This window comes from Parachlamydiales bacterium, from assembly GCA_041671045.1.
In the GTDB taxonomy this organism is placed as follows: Bacteria; Chlamydiota; Chlamydiia; order Chlamydiales; family JABDDJ01; genus JABDDJ01.
Map to the genome: position 1 here is coordinate 1 of JBAZCF010000012.1, position 19,346 is coordinate 19,346.

The following is a 19,346-nucleotide window of genomic DNA, read 5'->3' on the forward strand; positions in this document are numbered from 1 at the left end:
GCTTCCTGTAAAGCCAACTCATAGAGCTCCATCTTCTCTTCATTTTCCTTCTCCAACATCTCCATGAGTTCTAAATCTTCTTCGTAACTGGAATGATACAGGTCTTCCAGACGGTCTTCAGTGTGTGTCATAATAGAGAGTTTAAGAAAAAAATAAGGCAACGCCTTATTCTCCGCACAAGAAGTCAATCAGTTCATTGACGAAATCCGTGTCTTGCTCGATCAATAGTCCATTTGTTTCCATAGTAGAGAGTTTGTGAAAAAGATAAAAAAGAAAAGCACCGTAAGGTGCTCAACTTTGTCAGGCTTGCACTCCTGACATACTGTGTCGATCCCTCGGCTCTACGGTGGGAAGTAGTACAGTGGATCACTATACGGTGACAAGTCGGGCAAAGGCCATGTGTCCTATAACCTGACTTAACAGGAAACTCAAGCCCTGAACACTTGCGAGGCTTTGAGTTTAGAATAACAATAACATAGCACTCACTATGCATGTGCATAGTGCAGCAAGCGCTACACAACGCATGCGTCAGCATGTTTGTGTTAGTGCTTGTGCGCTTGCACTTACTGCACATCTCTTGACCTGCCACTCTCTCTCTCTCTGCCTCTCCTCTCTCTTGACCTGCCCTCTGCCCAAACCCTCACATAAAAATAATCTCCACCATTAAGCATGCTTTCCCCTCTCCCTCACTCATGCCCCCCCTGCCCGGTCGCCACTACCACTTGCTCAAAGGGGCTATACGAGCTTTCAAACACAATTTTTAATATTTTTTTTCTGAGTTCAATATTTTTATATATATTTGTACAATAAATTAAACACGACAAAAGTTATGGAAGACTGGAGAGATTTTGTAAGCAACGAGTATATCAATGAGGTCCGTGAGGTCAGTGCCAGGGATCAGGAGGTGTTGATGCCGATGATAGTAGGGATATTGAAGAACCGTGTAGGGGAGAATGCCAGGATAAGCAACAGGGAGATTGTGGCGGTAATACGAGGTAGGGGATACAAGACGGACACGAGCAAGGTAAGGTTACTGATAAGGTTGATCAGAATATCGGGACAGGTGAGGAATCTGTGTGGGAGCACTAATGGTTACTGGGTAGCGGGGAGTTTGGGGGAGATGAAGCGGTACATGGACAGTAATCTGAGGCCACGGTGGAGGAAGGTACTGGTTTTGTACATGGCTATGAAGACGCAGTTGGAGGATATGGGAGGCAAGGGCGATGAGGTGTTGATGTTGAGTGAGTGGGAGGATATGACTTGATTATTTTTCTTTTAAATTAAAATATATGGAAGACATTAAATCATATTGGGCATGGGTAGAGTTACCGGATGGCAATAAGGAACTCTGTTGGGTAACCAAGGAAGAAGTGCAAAAGGCATATAAGGCAAAGGAATATAAAAGGACTGATATCGAGATACCAGAGTTTAGGTTCATTCGATGGGCAACAACATTTGACTTATGACACCAGAAGAATTTTTTAGAAATTATGTTAGGATAAATGATCTTCCGCCAAATGAACAGCAGGTAAAAGAATTCTTATGGTTTTTAAAATTACGTGAGGTACAAAGGAAGACTGGAAAGAATATTTTATTTTTGAAACACCGTGGGAGTATTCCAAATTAAAGTAGACTTGATTATCTTTTTCAAAAATTCAAATATTATGGAATCACAAAAAGACGACACAGGAAATTTTTATTGGATAAAGTGTTGGGATGTCAAAGAAGGAATTTTCCGCAGGAGAAGGTACTATTACACGATTATGCATTCCAACGGCAACAAACTGGGCACCAGCCAGGGTATCGACAACCGGAAGGACAGGGATGAAGTGGTGAGAGGCATTATGCAGAAGGGGATCCATATGGTCCAATGGGTGGATTCTCAAGGATTGGAGATTGCAAGGGATTTTAAGGTTGGTTAGTCCAATCTTATCATAATGGTGGTTTAAAGTTGGCGGGGCATTCACTTATGACGGATGTCCCGTTTTTTTTCTGAACTTTAAAACTAAAATATTATGGAAATTAAATTCACAAAGCCACAAATAAAATTATTGAAACAACGTGCGACAGTAGTTAAGACTAAAACAGGAATATATTATTATCTTCCATATTGGTATAAAGAAACAAATAAGGAGAATGTTCTCGATAAAATTTCATTCGAACATTTACCGGTTGATTTACAATCTGCTATTCGTACCCAAAGAAATCCAATCCGGAAACGATGAAAAAACAGGTAGTTTTGTGTTCCAAATTAGACGCATGGGAATGCAAGTTATGTATCTTTTCGGAAAAGATTACCACTGAGAAGGTCGGTGAACTTATATACATCTGTCACAAGAACCGTATGAAATTTTCCGAAGAGAAGTGCGTCGATTTGGTAACCAATGATCAGTTGATAAAAAGAATTGAAAAAGAAAAAGAAAAAACAAAAATAAAATCATGAAAAAACTATCATTATTATTCGCATTACTTGTTGGGATCATTCTATTGATGGGATTGAAACCGATCAATAAAATCCAATGGATGACTCTGGATGACGGATTGTACTATGCCGAATATGATTCACCGGTAAAGTCTATCACAGGCGATTCTAAAATCAATATTTTGAAGATCAATCCGGCCACATATAAACTTAACCTGTTCACTGAAAAAGAAAATGGATGGGTCAGAAGGACGGCGCCGCAATGGGCCGGTTATAAAAACCAGGTCGCCATCATTAATGCAGGCATGTTTATGGGTGACCGGCGTAGTTGCGGTTACATGAAGAACTTTGGTGAAATAAATAATTCACATGTCAGTGAGAACAATTGTGTATTGGCCTTTAATCCGATGGGAAAAGATATTCCAACCGTTCAGATAATAGATCGTCAATGCCAAGAATGGAATGCCTTACGATACCGGTATCAATGTTTCGACCAGTCAATACGGATGGTTGACTGTAACCAGGTTAATGTTTGGAAAGATGTGGACAAGATGTGGAGTGTGGTAACTATTGCGATGGACAAAGATGGGAATGTATTATTCATTTTCTGCCGGTCACCATACCGGATGCATGACTTTATAGATATCCTATTGAATGCACCGATAGATCTGTACAACATGATGTACCTGGAAGGTGGGCCTCTTGCATCGTTTTACTTGAACTGCAATGGCAAACAGGTGAAAGGTATCGGTAGTTATGAAAGCGATTTTTATGAAAGCAACGGAAACAATCATTTTTGGACAATTCCTAATGTAATAGGGATAGAAAGGATTGTGAAATGAAAGTAATTATAACAGACATTTCTGAAGGAGATGCTTACTATAGTGTCAGAAGTAAAATCATAGGTAAATCCGGAACGATGACTAATATTGATCAATGGGATAATGGATGGACTGGATGTGACTTTACATTTTCAAGATTAACAAAAGAAATAAAAGATTTCTGTACAGACGGAAAAGTATCATTTTTTGAAATCAAATATAAAACAAAAAAGTAACATTTATGGAAGACTATCAGATCATTGACATCGCCAAGGTTTGTCACGAGGCAAACAAGGCATTCTGTGAAACATTGGGAGACCATTCGCAAAAACCGTGGAGTGACGCACCAAACTGGCAAAAAGAAAGTGCCATTATCGATGTGAAAGCAAAACTATCCAATCCAGATATGACGTCGGAACAATCTCATGAAAGTTGGATGAAGACCAAACTGGATGCTGGGTGGAAATGGGGACCGGAAAAGGATGCGATAAAAAAAGAACATCCGTGTCTGGTGCCTTATCATCAGTTGCCACGTACCCAGCAACTCAAGGACCATCTTTTCCAAGCCATCGTAACAGCCCTGTCATAATAATAAAATACGCCCCGGTTATCCGGGGTTATTTTTTTTATAAATTTAAAACTTTAAACTTATGGAAAAACAACTTGCATTCTTTAAAGAAACAAAAACCTATTCACCGGACCGGTTACCTATGCATATGTGGGCACAGGAAGACATACCTGGAAACAAATTCATGACCAAAGGCAAACAGTCCATGTCCAGTTTGGAACTGCTGAGCATTATCATCAACTCCGGATGTAAAGGAGAAAATGCTATTGACATCGCCCGGGCATTGCTGCATAAATTCGACAATTCATTTGACAATATCGCCACGGCAAGTATAAAACAACTCTGCCAGGTCAAAGGCATAGGTCCCAAGAAAGCCCTGCAGATACAAAGCGCTTTGGAGATCGGTAATCGCCGGCGCCAGGATGGTAGTCTACAGAGAGAGAAAGTGGTTTGTTCAAAAGACATCTATGATCTATACCGGCACCTGTTCGTCGACGCAGTCTATGAAACTTTCTGGACTGTAATCGTTAACCGTGCCAATAAAATCATCAAAACCGTCCAAGTTTCCGATGGGGGCATATCGGGAACTACTTGTGATCCGAAAAGGATTTTCAAGATGGCATTGGATTGCAATGGAAGCAGTGTATTTTTAATGCATAACCACCCAAGCCAATCAATCGTTCCATCTGACGCTGATATTCAATTAACTAAAAAAATGGTAAATGCTGGTAAACTTCTTGACCTTCCTATAACGGATCATTTGATATTTGGGGGAAATTCATATTATTCATTTGCGGATGAAAATAGAATCTGAATAAAAAAATATTATTATTGTTTATGTATAATAATAGTATTATCTTTATTCAAAATCAAAATCATATGCAACGAATGTTTTATACCAATGGACAAATTTTAGGAAACAATATAATATTTCTTAATGAAGTTTCAAAAAAACGTAAAAATTACACAAGAGCATTATTTAAATGTCATTGTGGAAAGGTTTTTGAATCCGATATTTCTCCAATAAAATCATTAAATACAAAATCTTGTGGTTGTTTAAATACTTCTGATGTTAGATCAAAAAGAGAGACAACACATGGTTACTATGGACATACCGTTTATCGAAAATGGATATCAATGAAGGAAAGATGTTATAGAGTAAAGGCATTTAATTATCATAAATATGGTGGTAGGGGGATACAAGTATGTGAAGAATGGAAAGATGATTTCCTTTCTTACTACAATTATGTTATAAATCTTGATGGATATAATGAAGATTTATTGAAACAAAACAAACTCTCTATTGACAGGAAAGACAACAATGGTAATTATGAACCGGGAAATTTACGAATAACAGATTGGCATATGCAAAGTGTTAATCAAAGAATACAAAACAATAATACATCGGGAAATGCTGGTGTTTCATTTGATAAACATTTGAGAAAATGGATAAGTAGAATAACAGTCTATAATAAAAGAATTTATTTGGGAGTATTCGAAAAGAAACAAGATGCAATAAATAAACGTCTTAAATATATTAAGGATAATAACTTAAATGAATATCTTTAAAAGTTCAGCGAAAGAAAAAATAAATGAACTTTTTGTTGCAAAGAAAAAATTAATGATTATATTTGTATCGGTAAAAGTTTTCTCAAAGGACACGACAATTCCTACGGGACTTTTCAATTAACTTTTTAACTTTTTAACTTATGCAGTTGCAGATCTCAAAACCAGTGAGAAGGAAAGTCTACCCTCAATCAAATCAGTTAGACGAACAGATGGACATGGCCCGGTATAAATGCCGTATCTTTCATGTGTATTCTATACCATGCCATAGTCTCTACAACGACCTGGCAGATTATCAAAAGATAGTAGCCAAGAAAAGTCCCAGTATCGCATTTGTCAAACCACTGGAATCCGGTAATTTTGAATGTATCGTCTATATATTCCAAGACCAGGTCCATCGCGATCAGTTCCTGGAAGAAAACAAAGATTACAACAAACTTTATAAATTAACAAAAGAAAGGAAAATTCTATGAAACTTGACAGTATTGAACTGATCAATGACGGTTTCGGCGGGGTGAAAATCACCGGCGTCGAAGCGGTTAACAAAGGAGGGGTCACCGTGTTGATACCTTGCACAAAGAAATACCCATTGCCATTGCCTTATGAATTGGTCCAGGCCATGAAAAAGCTCCGCAAGTACCTGCTGGAACTTAACAACTACTGGATTAATTCTTATAATGAACACATTCATAACGGCGAAGTGGTAGACCGTATCCTGTCCGGACTGACCGACAATGAACGTGAGAATTATCTCCGTGCCAAGACACTCTGGGAATCCACTACCTTGCAGAAGATATACAAGCGCAAGAACGGGTATATCCTATCGGGCAAGATGGAATCCATTACCTCGCGGTTTTATAGCGTCACAACGCCCCTGATCGACCCTGACGATGGGTATGAAAACTTCGGCAAGATGCAGACCGGTATTGACTATTGTTTTACCCAAGTCGCCAAGTTTGTCGATGACAAGCAGCTTAAACTCATGGATGCCATCCAGTATGCCGGTCAATTGTTTGGCAGTGATTCCGATGAGACTGAAAGGGTGAAAAATATGTCACCCAAGAGCCGTACTGAATTCATGGTACAGACCCTGGAAAGCAAAGGTTATATCGTAATGGGACAGGACGATATACAGGTCATTGAAAATCAACAGACAATAGAGGAAGAAGAACTGGTAATGGTTGAAGGAACTGGCGTGAAATTCAAAAGAGGAAAAAGGAATGAAACTGCAGAGAACTGATCAGATAGACTTTAACGAAGAACTGCATTGTTATACAATGAAAGACGGGGGTAGAATACTTACTCCCGTCTCTTCAGTGTTGGACACATTGGAAGTACCGTTTGACCGGGAAGGCAAATCGGCAGGGATGGCAAAACGGGAGATCCTGGCAAAGTATGATCTGACTGAAATGCCAGTCAATGACAAAGACCTGTTCTTTACCGTAGAAGGTGAAATCAACATTCGTGCCCAAGCATTGCGTGATGAATGGGATGGGATCGGTAAGGAAAGTATGGATTTTGGCAACTGGATAGACCAGTCTATTTGCGATTCCCTGGCAGGTATCGTTCCGTCGACGGAACTTATTAATGTTGTGAATCAGATCAATAGCGAACATTCCCATTATTTTCAGGAGTTCACCCAATTTATGGTGTTTAGTGATTATTATGGTATCTGTGGAACCATGGATAGGTTAAGTCTGAGAGGATCCAGAACCAACGTGGTGGACATTACCGATTACAAGACAGGACTCAATAAAGGAATGACTTATGACAACCTTAAAGAAAAAGACGGAGAGAGGAAATATTACAACAAATTCTATCTTGAACCGTTATCGCATATCGAGGCATGCAGTTATGCACGATATACATTGCAACTTTCGGCATATGCTTTCCTTTTGCAAAGTATGTATCCTGAAATTAAAATCGGTAGGCTGAAGATTTGCTTTGTTCATCGTGTAGATTTAAGTATGGGAATTGGTGAACCCAAGTATTTCTATTCGTATGAAAACATCCCGGTGATTTATTTGCAGAATGATATCCAGGCATTATTTGAACGGATAAAGGTCTCCAAAGAAATGATGGGTGTACAATAAAATTATTAATCTTTAAAAAACAAATTATTATGCCTGAAGAAATGAATAAAGGAAATGGTGAGTGTATTTTTGGATCAATGGCAAATCATTTTAACCTATTGAATGGTGAATTTAATGATAAACTTGAATTCCTTTCCAAAAAAATGGATAGAATTAGTCCAAACATTCCCGGAGAATTAAAATCTGATTCGAATGAAAAAGTAAAACAACCGGAAACTTTCGTTGAAATTATGAATGTTTCTCTTAAAATTTACGAAATTCTTCTTTCAAAATTAAATGAAATTAATGAAAGAATGGAAAAGTTAACTTAAAGGATTTATTTTAAGTATCTTTACAGCCGTTATCTCTTTAACGGCTTTTTTTTATGCCAGGAATATTCAGACTCAATCGCGAGAACACCATTGTTCTCACCCCGGAAGCAAAGGATCTCTGTCCCATCCTTTCCAAACTTAATAATGAAAACTTCCTTTATGTCGTGTTGGCCTACGATACATTGGACTCACCGTATCGTAACATGCCATTGGAAGACCGTAAGCGTATCGGACGTAACCGTATCTGGGGACAGGATGCTTTGATACCGGAAGACAATTCGCAAATCCAGGATGCCATCATGGAAATGCAAAGTATCTGTTATGATCCTTACCAGGAAAATCGTGATATTCTATTGCAGAAACTATTTTTATTGAATGGAGAATTATTAGGAGCGACAACGGCCAGTATTAAACCTCTTCTGGATGCTGTACGGACAGTGGAGGAAAGGATAGAAGAGATAGATGAAAAAATGGAAAAAGAAATAGACATGATTACCTTACGGGGTGGTAAGACTCTTTCTTTTATTGAAATGTTCATCCGTAACCGGGAGAAGTTCACCGAGAAAATGAAGTCGTATGGTATCGGCAACGGATAGGACTGAATACAGTTATGTTCCGATCATCAAGAATATCGGTTTCAATCCCAAACCTATTGCCGGGAAGATCCCTATTTATGCTGACAGTTTAAGTAATCCCAAGTGTCTGGGCACCCGGGCATGGGAAGAATTCTGGCTGGAACAGATATACTATTGCCTTAATGGGTATGACACTGGTGGCATACACCTTCCGGGAAGATACTATTATTATCTCAATTATGATATCATCAAGGGACTGCATGGAAGTGTATACCCTGATTTTGTCGATGTACATTACCAATTGGCCTTATTAGTAGAGGAAGTAAAAAGAGAAGGGAAGGCCGGTATCATTATTCCAAAGGCACGTCGTAAAGGATTATCTGTATTTGGCGATAACCTTTGTAGTTGGGGCAGCCGGTTTATACCCGATTACCGGATGGGTGTCGCCGGTGGACTGGAACGATATGTTAAAGGATTTCGTCTTAAACTTTTTTCCTCATTCAACAATGTCCCGCCGGAACTTAAATTGAGCATCTTAAAGAAAAACGACGATGAACTTAAGATTGGATGGGAAGAAAAGAACAATTCCGGTGGATTTGATGAGATTGTAATAGCCCTTTCACAGTTTGCCACGTTAAACGAACAGGCCACTAAACTCGAAGGGGAATTTTTTCATGATTGTGTCATGGAAGAGTCCGGACAATTTGAATTACTGGATGAAGCCTATGAAAGTATTAAACCGGCATTGGAACTTGGTGAACGCACATTGGGCACGTTCTATTTTTTTGGCACCGGCGGTAATATGCTCAAAGGTAGTAAAGCCTTCAAAGACATTTGGCATAACAGTGAGTCGTATAACTTGGTGCGTTTTTTTATTCCCGGTAACCGGTTTCACCATCCATATTATGGCGGAGCTCGTGAGATCGACGGTCAACTGGCGGAGAAGATTGACGAGATCAAAGAAATGTCACCAGGATTGCATCCGGAACAATATCTGGGTTGCGAAGCGGTCAGTCAGGCCAAGGAAAGTATTCTGGAAGAACGGCGCCGCAGATCCAAGAACCCGGACAAGAAAGTATTGATCGATTGGAATAAGAAATATCCTCTGACGGTAGAAGAAGTCTTTACCTCGAGTGGAAGCAATAAATTCAATACCGACCTGCTTTATACCCAGATGTACCAGATACAAGAAGTAGAACAGAAATGGAAGGAATATTGCCTGGATATTGTAAAAGACAAGGAAGGTATGTATGTTCTGCCATTACAGGTAGAGGCACGGCCAAGAGGGAAAAAAGACAAAGACTGGGAGTGTGTCGAGATCCTGGAACATCCCAAACCTAATATTAAAGACCTCGACATTGAGGGAGTGGATGGTTACAATGAAGACAAGACAACTACATCACAATCTCTGGGTGGGATCGTCGTACTGCGTCGGTACAACGTCTATCGCAATGCACAATGGGGATCAAAAATATTGCCGATCTGTCATTATTTGAAACGTCCGCCACGTAAAGAACAACATTGGGAAATGGCACTTAAAGTCGCTATTTATTACAACACCATAAAGAACTGCATTATCTCTGCAGAAAGTGATATGGTTATCGATTATTTTAAAAAGAACCACGGGAAGAAATACCTGTCGCCGCGACCCAAAGCCTTTGACGCACCCGAAGGACAACAGCAACACGACTTCGGTGTCAAGATGACCCAGTATTCCAAACCACGTATGTTATCGCTCATGCAGTCATGGGTGGAAGATAATGCTGATGTTATTTTTTTCCTGGACCTGTTACTGAACCTGATCGCCTATGATGAAGAGAATATCGGCACGGACTGGGACGATGCCGATGCGGTAGGATATGCCTTGATGCGGATTGTCGATATGAAACACGATCCCAAGGATCGTGACGTCGATGACACAAAATTATCCGACCTTCCGGAGTACCGTGAAAAGGACGGCATTCTTATGGACATTACAAGCCAGCCAGAGAATACTTGGGAAGGCCCCCATCCTAATTTATGGAAAGGTGAAAAAGACACCCGACCAAGTAAACAAATTATGTCAGATTTGGACTGACATATAAAAATATTTCTTTATTTTTTGTCTATTGTAATAAATTGTTTCTACCTTTAAGGCAAATTTACAGAAACAATGGTTGGGAATTTTCCTGAAGTAGACATTCCTGATTCGCTGAAAACTGATCTTTGGGCAAAGCAATTCATTGATGCAGCAGTTTCTTTCTATGAGACCTCTTCAAAACTTCGCAACCAGACACTCCAGGGACTCTATGATTCCCATAACGGTATTATCAAAGAAGTCGATAAGAAATTTATCGTCGAGAAGTACGGTGCCAAGTCCGTCGTACCATACACCGATTTTAAACTGGGCCGTACCAAGATAAAACTTTTGCTCGGCGAATACCTGCTTACCGACTTTGATCCAATCGTGTCGTCAGTGAATCCGGAAGCCATTTCTCAAAAAGTGGAGAAAGCCAAACCCATCCGGGGCGCCATGTTTGTCAAGGAAGAACTTGCCAGGATAGAACAGATTACCGGACTTAAACCTTTGGGTGGGGTGAAGATACCTAACCCTACTGATCCTGACTTGTTTACAAAATTATATCCCAAGACCAAGAATGAGGTTATCATGCAGACCATACTGGATGGTGAACTGGCCGACGGGAAAATAAAACTTATCGGATACAATTCTTTGGGAGATGTTATTATCACATCGGAATGTCATGCACGAATTGGTAAAGATACTAATGGGAAAGAAGTTATTGAACTCATTAATCCCAAACAACGCATTTTTCAGGAAAGTCCCAATGATCCTTTCAATGAAAAGACTCCATTCAGTGGCCATGTCGATTATCTGTATCCCAAAGATATCCTGCAGAAATTCAACTTAAAAGAGGAAGACAAGGTACGACTTAAATCCGCCATGTCGGATCCGGGACATGAAGATCGCAAAGCATGGCATGAAATTAATGGAATACAAACTGTCCCGGTATATTTCATCCAGTGGAAAACCGTAACACCGGAATACATCAAAGTATCCCCATCTCGCAAAGGAGGTCCCGATTATTTAATTGATATATCTGAAGATGAATATAACAAAGGCAAAGACAAATTCAAGACTATAATCAAGTATCGGGAAAAACTTTGGGGTGGGGTCCGTATCGGACAAACCATTTATACCGACATTAAAAAAGTCGATAACCAGATACAGACCCGTAATTTTTTAGGCAAATACCGCAGTGAATATGATTATGTCTCTTTTCTGTTTGGCACCATCGACGGAGTGCGTATGTCCCTGCAGGAACTCACCAATGGATTGTCCCAGATCTATAATATAGTCATGTATCAGATCGTCCGGGAAATCCGTAAAATGAAAGGCAAGGTCTTCACTTATGACGAGTCCCTGCGTCCCAAACTGAAAACCATGAAAAGTGTCCTGTATGACCTGGAAGAGCATTCAGTCATACGGTTCTCTTCGTCAAGTGAACAAAACTACGGGGCTGTCGACGTGGACAATGCAGTTCAAGTGATACGTGAACTCGATCTTGGTTTGTCGCAGAGTTTCAAGATATTACTGGAAGTAAAGTACAACATTGAAAATACCATTGACAAAATCACCGGCATTAATGAAAACCGCGAAGGGATGGGCAAAGCGTCCCAGACCGCTACCGGAGCTAATCAAAGTATAGAACAGTCCAGGTCCATCACCAAGGACTTGTTTTTTTGTCATAACCTGTTCATGCAGGAATTACTCCGTAAACTGTTGGAAAAACGCAAGACCAACTGGGAATGGATCGACAGTATGTCCGGATCTATATTACTGGGCGAAATGTATTCTCAACATCTTAAGATCACCAGAGATATTACCAATGACGATTATGGAGTTGTCTTATCCGATGGACGCAAAGAACAAGAGATACGCCAGAAAGCGGAACGGTATTTCGATGCCGAGATTAATTCCGGTAATCTTCGTACCAAAGATGTTATTGCTTTCTCCAAGACTCGTAACCTCAATGCAGGACTGCAAGTGTTGGAAGATGCATGGGTGGCCATACAGAAAGTAGCGCAATTGCAACTGCAGTCCAAAGAAAAGATCGCACAGCAAAGTCTTGCCGCACAACGTCAGATGTCCATAGAAGACCGGGAAGACTGGCAAGCACATGAAACGGATCTTGCCAGGATGAAACTTGGTGAAGCACAAATGAAACTTGCAGCTCAGGGTGTTATGAAAGACAACGCCAACGAGACCAACGAGAATATATCTCAACAGAATAATGAATCTCTCTAATTTTTTTTAATCATGGCAAAGACAAAAACAGATCCTCCAGAAGAAAAAGTGCTGACCGGTTATGAAGGTACCGGCAAACCTGACACTTTCCAGGATATCGGGGATGATATCACATTACCTGGATCACCGGCAGAAGAAAAACCTGTCGAAGAAGAGAAACCTATCGAAGAAGAAAAGAAAGAGGAGATAAAACTTCCTCCTGAAGAAGCACCTAACAATGATGAAGAACTTGCTTTCTTAAAAGAAAAGAAAGTTGAGGAACCTGCAGAAAAAGAGAGAGAAAAGGAAGAAGAAAAACCTGTAGAAGAAAAAGACATTTTCGATGTTACCGATTTGGAAAAAGAACTGGAGACAGAGAAAACTCAAAAAGAAGAAGCAGTAAAATATGACTGGAAAACGGCGGCAAAGAAAAACCTCGACATAGAACTGGCGGAAAATGATCCTGACAAGTTTTTCTCCGCAGTAAAAACCAAGATAGAAGAGTCTGCACAGAAAATCATCCCTGACACATCCAAGTATTCCGAAGATGCCCGTATGGTCGTGGACTATCTGGAAGCCGGCGGTAAATTCGATGACTTGCTGAATCCTCTTGGTGAACTGGACAAATATATTGTCGACACCGACCCGGACGATATGGTAAGGGATTACTTTACCGTCTATGAAGGACTGAAGGAAGATGAGGCAGATGCCAAGATCGAAGAACTGCATGACGATGACAAGTTCGACACCAAATTGCAGGAAGTCAAAAAACTCTTATTTACTCACCGGGCACAGAAAGCCAGTGATATCATCCAGGCGTCCAGCAACAAAATAGCCAATCAGCTCAAAGAAGCGGAGACACGTATTACCAATGAACGTGCCGAAATGGTTAAGGTCGTGGACGGTCTGCAGGATTTTATGGGAATGAAATTGCCGGATAAGGCAAAGGACTATATAAAAACAGAAATCTCTAATGGCAAACTCTCCGAACGTAACAACAATGCCAGGACGCAAGTCTATGCACGGTTGTTTGAAATGTTTGGCAGTCAGATCATAGATCAGTACTCCAAAAAGATAAGCGAGGAAGCCAGAAAATCTTTTAACACAGCCAAAGAACAGGAGTTGGGAAAGTTGCACAACATACCTCCCAAAGCCGGGGCTGAATCTGCACAGGAACATAGGGCCAGTGAAGACGTCAATCCGTTGGCAGCATTCATTAACATTGACAAAGATGCGATTGAAATGGAATAAATGAAACAATTCATTAATGTCAAAACTTAAAAACAATGAAAATAAAAATTTTAGAGGGGACCTGGAATGATGAATGTACGACCCAGTTGAACCTCACCAACGCCAACATGCTCAATCCGGATGCGGGATATGATAAAGTCATAACCTATGCCGAACAGCGTCAGTTGATGACTTTCCTGACTGCCGGTGCAACCAACGGAGCATTTACGGTATCACGCACAACGGATGCGTACAAGACCAGAATCCCTATGATCCCTGAAGGGGAACTTATTGACGGCAAAGCATGGAAATATTCCATTATGGGCCGTATCCAGAAAGCATGTGAAATCCTCGGCGATGCCGTCGTAGGCGCTATCTCTGCCGGCGACACTTATACCGGTGGGTATTTCACATTGAAACTACGCGATTCTTACCTGCAACCGGACATGAATGCTTTGTTCTGGAATGGTAAAATGGCCAAGGTATTCGGACAACCCCGCAAGGCCCCCGGATATTACCTTTATACGTTCCAGACTTTCCCCGGTGATACTTTCACATGGGCGTCGTGGATTGCACCACAGGTAGGACAGAAGACCTTATGGGGTGGTTACTCCATGCACGGTGAACGTTCCTTACGTGGTTATGGCAGGGCTCACTATCCTGATACGTTTATCAACCATACTACTATCCAGCGTAAAGGTATTGCCATTACAGGCGATGCCAATGCCAATAAGGTATTGTGGTATATGACCGGAGAAGGCGTCAATTCGTCCAAAGGATGGATCTATTGGCTGGAAGCACAGGCCAGGGCACAGTTCCTTATGGAAGATGAATTCGAAAAATGGTTCGGAAAATCAACCATGAAGGATGCCGACGGTAATCTAATGAGCACACCTTCCATGATCGATGTGGAGACTGGTATGCCGATATGGGCCGGTGACGGTTATATCGAACAGATCAAAGGCGCTAATGACGTAGAAGCCTCCGGCGCCGATGGCGAAGCGGTATGGGATGACTTTGCGGATCTGATCAGCGAGGTGAAGAAAAAGACTGTTGCTGTTGCAGGACAGTTGTTCTATTGTGTGACCGGTGCCGATGGTATGGCCAACGTCCATAAACAAAATGCACTCCATGGTAAGAATTATTATAATATTACCATGAACGTACCTCAGACCGACAAACCCGGTGGAGCCGATCTGCCGATGGGATTCAACTTTAACCGGATGAATGTCCGTGGTGCCCAGATCGTGTTCGTGGAAAACCCGATGTTTGACCGTGATGATATGTTCCCTCGCAGACTTACCAATGGCAAACTGGCCCAGAGTGGTACTTATTATCTTATGGACAACTCCAAAGGCGAAACTGGCAAACCCAACGTAGAGATACGTGCCCGTGGACGTCAGGGTGTCAACCGTAATATGGTGTATTACTATTTCAACGGAATGACCGGTGAAGGTACCCCACAAGGAACCGTCGATGGTAAGGAATTCCAGATGTTGAAAGAAAATATGCTGGTCATTTACAACACAAAATCACACGGGATCATCTCTCCTCCCGCTACTGCATAGTTAATAATCACAAAGGGGCAGGACAATTCCTGTCCCTTTTTAAAATTTAAAACAAAATGGAAACTTTTATCTCTCTTTCAGAACGCATAAACATGCCTTATATAGAGTATGGTGATGCACAGATCAAAATCAAAGTAGTAAACTTAAAAGAAGTTGTTCAAAAAGAATTGGACAAAAGACAAAAAGAAGATATGACCAATATCGTCGAAATACGTCCGATCAAAATTGACAAGTATAAAGAAACCCGGGTATCCCTTTCTTTTTCCCGGGATGAACGTACCGGTATCTATTACGGTATTCCCATCGGAACTCATTTGGACGGAAATATTAAGTGGCGCAAGGTTATCCTTACTGACCGTAATGTATTCAACCTTAACCATCCTCTGGAAGCACAGATGTGGTATGTGGCCCGGTTTAACCCATTTGTCGAGGGCAGTCCTTTCCATGGTATGGAACCTGTCTTCCGGGTTTATGATCCTGAAATGGAAGCCAAAAAAGATATTGTAAAAGCCACTGCACTGGGATTGGCCATCACCAGAGTCAAGACAATGAGGACTGCCGAGCTGATCGGTTTCGCCCGTTATCTGGCATTGCCTATACCGGAAGAAGTATCGGACAAGTTGGTCCGTGCCGAAATCATGCGTTTTGTTATGATGAACCCGGTAGAATTCAACCATAAATTCGACGATGAGAATCGTCAGATTGCAGAAATTTTCTATTCAGCCAATTCGCTCGGATTGGTCATTTTTGACATAGAGCATGGTTATTCCTACAAAGGAACCTTTTTAGGATCCAACGAATTAGATTCTATTAGGTTTTTAATGAAAGATACATTAACTTTGACGTCGATATCTTCTGTCTTAAAACAAACGGACACCGATGCTGAAAAGTTAAAGTCCAAAGAACAGAACGACGAAGACGATCTCTCTGACAAGGTTAAACCTAAAAAGTAACAGTCATGAATATCGTCCAGATCGTAAATAAGACGGATTTTTACCTCGATTCCGAACGCAGTCCCCGGTTTGAACCTAAACAACGTATCAAGGCAGTCAATTCCGCTATCAATGATATTTTGCTTAACCGGTACGATAATATCAAAAAAGGTCCCAAAGAAAAAGAATACGCTTTCCAGACTGCCCAGAGATTACGTGACGAACTGTATACACTGGTGAGGTACCAGGCGAGTATCGCAGCTACCGGGACGGATCTTATTGCCAAGGCGAATTTTCCGACGGATTATATGTTCCTGCTTTTACTGGAAGCAAGTATTTCCGGACAGATCATTAACACCATTCCTTTAACGTATGACGAATTGAATGTGGTGCAGTTAAATCCGTACTATCGACCGTCGATAACCTGGCCACAGAGGATATATCGTATTGAGTCCAATGAAGGTATTAAAGTGGTTTATGGCAGTGTGGGCCGATTGATCAGCGCCAATATGTATTACATCAAGAAACCCGCAACAGTGTCACTTGGAACGGAAGTAAATGATAATACCGTTCATTTTAATACCGGCGATACAATCATTGCTTACGTGGCATCTTCTCTTGCCATAGTAGTTGAAGGAACAGCAAGCATCCTTTTGGATGAAGAAGAATCCTATGTAATAGGAACCAATGGAGAAACCGATTCATGGCTTGATTCAGGAATCGTATATCAAAATCCAGTTGAGACAGATCTGCCAGAAACACTGCATGAGGAGATATGTCGCATTGCAGCCAAGATATTGTCGGGTAACGTGGAGAACTATAATCGTGAAATGAGTCTTGACAAAGATATAAAACAACAATAATAAGGGGGCTCAGCCCTAATGTTCAACATTTATTAATTTAACAAACAACAAACAATGGAAACAACAATGATTCGCAAAGCGGTGCTCAACACGGTAGCCGCCGCAGGTGCAAACGTAAAAGACGATGTCGCCGTCGGGCCATACCCGGGATCGTGCATTATCTGTGCCGACAACACGGCAAACCCACTATTGAATATCCTCCCTCCTATTTTCAAGGGAACCTGTGTAGCAGGATGGAAACAGGCATCGGCTGTAGAAGTACGTCAGATTGTCATCGGTGGTGGACTGGTAGAAACTATCGTAGCTTCAACCCGGTACAAGATTACCATATGGAATGGTGACACTTATGAAGGGCAGAAACAGGAGAATTATAACTATGCTTATACTACTCCGGCTGTATTGAGTGGTGTTGCCGCAACTGACCGGTTAACGGTTTTCACACAACTGGTTAATAAGATCAATGCACACACTACCAATAAGGTGACAGCATACCTGGCCTATAAAGTAGCTTTTACGACCGGTTCGACGGCATTGCCTGTAGTGGGAGAAACGGTAACCCAACAGACATCCAATGTCACGGCAAAGATTGCCCGGGTCGATGTGACCAGTGGTAATTACACTGCTACAAGTGCCGCCGGAACTATCTGGCTTTATGACTTCAGCGCTCTCGCCTCATGGAACTCCGGTTCCAAAACCATTACAGGCGGAACATCGACTTCTGTTATGACTACTAATGCCGTATTAACATCTGGTGCAGGTATTGTTATCCTGGATGACGCAAATTATTACTATGCACGTCCCAATAGCAAACGCGGTCCCAGTTACGTTGAATTGACCGACGGATGGACCGTTGCCACGCTGGAAAGTATCTATGATAAAACGGCAGGTACTATTGCTGCAGGAACAGCAGGACCTTATCTGCTTGTAGGAAGAGCCCCGGTTATTTCGCAAGGTATCGGTTCCAGACTTTCATTGGATTCTCCCGTATTTGCCGCAGATAAGGTAAGTCTTGTAACGGGTGAAGCAGGGATGATTACCAATGAAGCATTCAATGTCGCCAAGACATATACTACTTACATTATGTCGGTAAATAACAATCCCAGCGATACGAACATTACAGGATACACCAAAGGTGCGCCTGTTTATTATGTCTTGTATGCGGATGAGTCAGGGCAGGGAACAGAACTGGCCGATTTTGAAACAGCTTTGGAAGCCGCACTCAGTGTTACCTTTGTGTAGTGATTTTTTTGGTTAATTACCGGGACCTCCGGGTCCCGGGTTTTTCAAATACTTCTTAACTTTTAAAAATTACTACCATGAGTGATAAAATTCAAAAATTCCCAGGTGAGGACTTGAACCTTGAAAAACTTTACAAGATCACAGATGCAGTCGATTTGGAAATAACTTCACTTAACGAAGAGTCTGCATGGTTGGGAGCACAGAATAAAAGTGTTTTGGACCATATACGAAAACTCGTGGCAATCGTTAAGGCGACTCCGACAGGCGCTACCGGTGGTACAGGACTTACCGGTGTTACCGGTGCTACAGGTGCTACTGGTGCTACAGGAGCGACTGGATTAACCGGTGTGACCGGCGGGACTGGTGCGACAGGCGCAACAGGTGTTGTCGGCGGAACTGGAGCAACAGGCGCCACAGGATTAAGTGTGACAGGCGCTACCGGAGAGACTGGTAGTGTCGGTGCAACAGGGGCAACCGGAGCGACAGGTGAAACAGGTATTGGCAATACGGGTGGAACGGGTATCGGAGCAACAGGTGGTATCGGTGCAACAGGAGAAACTGGTGAAACTGGTGCAACCGGACTAACTGGTGGAACCGGGTCGACCGGAAGTACCGGACAAACAGGTGCGACTGGTGGTGTCATTGCCGTAGATGATTCTTATCAATGTGGTGTTACCGGTGTTGCCGGCAGTACACTTACTCTTACCGTTACCGGATCAACCGGTGGTGACCTTTGTGCCTGGTCCGTGCTTTATGCAGGAACTGGTGCTGTTACCGGTGTTTCTTCTGTCCCAGGTATTGACGAAGTCGTGTTCACTTTCAGTGGAGCGCCTACCAATGCCATCATTAGTTATGCGGTTTTCCGTCTATAAA

Annotated in this window: 22 protein-coding genes; 21 read left to right on the top strand and 1 reads right to left on the bottom strand. The window is 41.7% G+C overall.

Going from position 1 to position 19,346, the window contains the following annotated elements; translation table 11 throughout:
• Positions 1 to 829 precede the first annotated feature (829 nt).
• A complete protein-coding gene (locus WC222_11205) occupies positions 830 to 1,264 on the top strand; it encodes a hypothetical protein (GenBank protein ID MFA6916956.1) in 435 nt (144 codons plus the stop codon).
• Between the two features lie 198 nt (positions 1,265 to 1,462).
• The gene (locus tag WC222_11210; GenBank protein MFA6916957.1) at positions 1,463 to 1,627 is read left to right on the top strand and encodes a hypothetical protein; all 165 of its coding nucleotides are present in this window, start codon (positions 1,463 to 1,465) and stop codon (positions 1,625 to 1,627) included.
• 43 nt (positions 1,628 to 1,670) lie between these two features.
• On the opposite strand, the gene WC222_11215 is transcribed toward WC222_11210, so the two are convergent.
• The gene (locus WC222_11215) at positions 1,671 to 1,967 is read right to left on the bottom strand and encodes a hypothetical protein (GenBank protein ID MFA6916958.1); all 297 of its coding nucleotides are present in this window, start codon (positions 1,965 to 1,967) and stop codon (positions 1,671 to 1,673) included.
• Positions 1,968 to 2,136: 169 nt separating this feature from the next.
• Between WC222_11215 and WC222_11220 the strand changes: the two genes are divergently transcribed.
• From WC222_11220 to WC222_11310, 19 genes are all read left to right on the top strand, one after another.
• The gene (locus tag WC222_11220) at positions 2,137 to 2,304 is read left to right on the top strand and encodes a hypothetical protein (protein ID MFA6916959.1); all 168 of its coding nucleotides are present in this window, start codon (positions 2,137 to 2,139) and stop codon (positions 2,302 to 2,304) included.
• A 135-nt stretch (positions 2,305 to 2,439) separates the two neighbouring features.
• Positions 2,440 to 3,264, top strand: a complete 825-nt coding sequence (locus WC222_11225; protein ID MFA6916960.1) for a phosphodiester glycosidase family protein — start codon at positions 2,440 to 2,442, stop codon at positions 3,262 to 3,264.
• Positions 3,261 to 3,479 carry a hypothetical protein gene (locus WC222_11230; protein MFA6916961.1) on the top strand — a complete coding sequence of 73 codons (219 nt, stop codon included), beginning with the start codon at positions 3,261 to 3,263 and terminating at the stop codon, positions 3,477 to 3,479. The genes WC222_11225 and WC222_11230 overlap by 4 nt, the downstream gene beginning before the upstream one ends.
• A gap of 5 nt (positions 3,480 to 3,484) precedes the next feature.
• A complete protein-coding gene (locus WC222_11235; GenBank protein MFA6916962.1) occupies positions 3,485 to 3,832 on the top strand; it encodes a RyR domain-containing protein in 348 nt (115 codons plus the stop codon).
• Between the two features lie 61 nt (positions 3,833 to 3,893).
• A complete protein-coding gene (gene radC / locus WC222_11240) occupies positions 3,894 to 4,625 on the top strand; it encodes a DNA repair protein RadC (protein MFA6916963.1) in 732 nt (243 codons plus the stop codon).
• 65 nt (positions 4,626 to 4,690) lie between these two features.
• Positions 4,691 to 5,380, top strand: coding sequence for a hypothetical protein (locus WC222_11245; GenBank protein MFA6916964.1), 690 nt, complete (start codon positions 4,691 to 4,693; stop codon positions 5,378 to 5,380).
• A gap of 215 nt (positions 5,381 to 5,595) precedes the next feature.
• Positions 5,596 to 5,850 carry a hypothetical protein gene (locus WC222_11250; protein MFA6916965.1) on the top strand — a complete coding sequence of 85 codons (255 nt, stop codon included), beginning with the start codon at positions 5,596 to 5,598 and terminating at the stop codon, positions 5,848 to 5,850.
• A gap of 86 nt (positions 5,851 to 5,936) precedes the next feature.
• A complete protein-coding gene (locus WC222_11255; protein MFA6916966.1) occupies positions 5,937 to 6,617 on the top strand; it encodes a hypothetical protein in 681 nt (226 codons plus the stop codon).
• Positions 6,598 to 7,470, top strand: coding sequence for a hypothetical protein (locus WC222_11260; protein ID MFA6916967.1), 873 nt, complete (start codon positions 6,598 to 6,600; stop codon positions 7,468 to 7,470). Before WC222_11255 ends, WC222_11260 begins: the two co-directional genes overlap by 20 nt.
• Before the next feature lie 29 nt (positions 7,471 to 7,499).
• The gene (locus WC222_11265; protein MFA6916968.1) at positions 7,500 to 7,781 is read left to right on the top strand and encodes a hypothetical protein; all 282 of its coding nucleotides are present in this window, start codon (positions 7,500 to 7,502) and stop codon (positions 7,779 to 7,781) included.
• Between the two features lie 53 nt (positions 7,782 to 7,834).
• Complete coding sequence (locus WC222_11270; protein MFA6916969.1) at positions 7,835 to 8,377, top strand: hypothetical protein; 543 nt, start codon at positions 7,835 to 7,837, stop codon at positions 8,375 to 8,377.
• Complete coding sequence (locus WC222_11275; GenBank protein MFA6916970.1) at positions 8,358 to 10,433, top strand: hypothetical protein; 2,076 nt, start codon at positions 8,358 to 8,360, stop codon at positions 10,431 to 10,433. The genes WC222_11270 and WC222_11275 overlap by 20 nt, the downstream gene beginning before the upstream one ends.
• A gap of 75 nt (positions 10,434 to 10,508) precedes the next feature.
• Positions 10,509 to 12,662, top strand: coding sequence for a hypothetical protein (locus tag WC222_11280; GenBank protein MFA6916971.1), 2,154 nt, complete (start codon positions 10,509 to 10,511; stop codon positions 12,660 to 12,662).
• A gap of 12 nt (positions 12,663 to 12,674) precedes the next feature.
• Positions 12,675 to 13,892 carry a hypothetical protein gene (locus tag WC222_11285; GenBank protein MFA6916972.1) on the top strand — a complete coding sequence of 406 codons (1,218 nt, stop codon included), beginning with the start codon at positions 12,675 to 12,677 and terminating at the stop codon, positions 13,890 to 13,892.
• Between the two features lie 35 nt (positions 13,893 to 13,927).
• The gene (locus WC222_11290; protein MFA6916973.1) at positions 13,928 to 15,439 is read left to right on the top strand and encodes a hypothetical protein; all 1,512 of its coding nucleotides are present in this window, start codon (positions 13,928 to 13,930) and stop codon (positions 15,437 to 15,439) included.
• A gap of 56 nt (positions 15,440 to 15,495) precedes the next feature.
• Complete coding sequence (locus WC222_11295; GenBank protein ID MFA6916974.1) at positions 15,496 to 16,392, top strand: hypothetical protein; 897 nt, start codon at positions 15,496 to 15,498, stop codon at positions 16,390 to 16,392.
• Positions 16,393 to 16,397: 5 nt separating this feature from the next.
• Positions 16,398 to 17,234 carry a hypothetical protein gene (locus WC222_11300; protein ID MFA6916975.1) on the top strand — a complete coding sequence of 279 codons (837 nt, stop codon included), beginning with the start codon at positions 16,398 to 16,400 and terminating at the stop codon, positions 17,232 to 17,234.
• A gap of 66 nt (positions 17,235 to 17,300) precedes the next feature.
• Entirely contained in the window at positions 17,301 to 18,473 is a 1,173-nt protein-coding gene (locus WC222_11305; protein MFA6916976.1) for a hypothetical protein, read from the top strand.
• Between the two features lie 77 nt (positions 18,474 to 18,550).
• On the top strand, positions 18,551 to 19,345 hold the full coding sequence (locus tag WC222_11310; GenBank protein ID MFA6916977.1) for a hypothetical protein: 795 nt from the start codon (positions 18,551 to 18,553) through the stop codon (positions 19,343 to 19,345).
• Position 19,346 lies beyond the last annotated feature (1 nt).

What these genes read in the sequence shown, in the direction of transcription:
- WC222_11205 (MFA6916956.1), top strand. Translation starts at nt 830, where the DNA reads ATGGAAGACTGGAGAGATTTTGTAAGCAACGAGTATATCAATGAGGTC.
- WC222_11210 (MFA6916957.1), top strand. Translation starts at nt 1,463, where the DNA reads ATGACACCAGAAGAATTTTTTAGAAATTATGTTAGGATAAATGATCTT.
- WC222_11220 (MFA6916959.1), top strand. Translation starts at nt 2,137, where the DNA reads ATGTTCTCGATAAAATTTCATTCGAACATTTACCGGTTGATTTACAAT.
- WC222_11225 (MFA6916960.1), top strand. Translation starts at nt 2,440, where the DNA reads ATGAAAAAACTATCATTATTATTCGCATTACTTGTTGGGATCATTCTA.
- WC222_11230 (MFA6916961.1), top strand. Translation starts at nt 3,261, where the DNA reads ATGAAAGTAATTATAACAGACATTTCTGAAGGAGATGCTTACTATAGT.
- WC222_11235 (MFA6916962.1), top strand. Translation starts at nt 3,485, where the DNA reads ATGGAAGACTATCAGATCATTGACATCGCCAAGGTTTGTCACGAGGCA.
- radC (MFA6916963.1), top strand. Translation starts at nt 3,894, where the DNA reads ATGGAAAAACAACTTGCATTCTTTAAAGAAACAAAAACCTATTCACCG.
- WC222_11245 (MFA6916964.1), top strand. Translation starts at nt 4,691, where the DNA reads ATGCAACGAATGTTTTATACCAATGGACAAATTTTAGGAAACAATATA.
- WC222_11250 (MFA6916965.1), top strand. Translation starts at nt 5,596, where the DNA reads ATGGCCCGGTATAAATGCCGTATCTTTCATGTGTATTCTATACCATGC.
- WC222_11260 (MFA6916967.1), top strand. Translation starts at nt 6,598, where the DNA reads ATGAAACTGCAGAGAACTGATCAGATAGACTTTAACGAAGAACTGCAT.
- WC222_11265 (MFA6916968.1), top strand. Translation starts at nt 7,500, where the DNA reads ATGCCTGAAGAAATGAATAAAGGAAATGGTGAGTGTATTTTTGGATCA.
- WC222_11270 (MFA6916969.1), top strand. Translation starts at nt 7,835, where the DNA reads ATGCCAGGAATATTCAGACTCAATCGCGAGAACACCATTGTTCTCACC.
- WC222_11275 (MFA6916970.1), top strand. Translation starts at nt 8,358, where the DNA reads ATGGTATCGGCAACGGATAGGACTGAATACAGTTATGTTCCGATCATC.
- WC222_11280 (MFA6916971.1), top strand. Translation starts at nt 10,509, where the DNA reads ATGGTTGGGAATTTTCCTGAAGTAGACATTCCTGATTCGCTGAAAACT.
- WC222_11285 (MFA6916972.1), top strand. Translation starts at nt 12,675, where the DNA reads ATGGCAAAGACAAAAACAGATCCTCCAGAAGAAAAAGTGCTGACCGGT.
- WC222_11290 (MFA6916973.1), top strand. Translation starts at nt 13,928, where the DNA reads ATGAAAATAAAAATTTTAGAGGGGACCTGGAATGATGAATGTACGACC.
- WC222_11295 (MFA6916974.1), top strand. Translation starts at nt 15,496, where the DNA reads ATGGAAACTTTTATCTCTCTTTCAGAACGCATAAACATGCCTTATATA.
- WC222_11300 (MFA6916975.1), top strand. Translation starts at nt 16,398, where the DNA reads ATGAATATCGTCCAGATCGTAAATAAGACGGATTTTTACCTCGATTCC.
- WC222_11305 (MFA6916976.1), top strand. Translation starts at nt 17,301, where the DNA reads ATGATTCGCAAAGCGGTGCTCAACACGGTAGCCGCCGCAGGTGCAAAC.
- WC222_11310 (MFA6916977.1), top strand. Translation starts at nt 18,551, where the DNA reads ATGAGTGATAAAATTCAAAAATTCCCAGGTGAGGACTTGAACCTTGAA.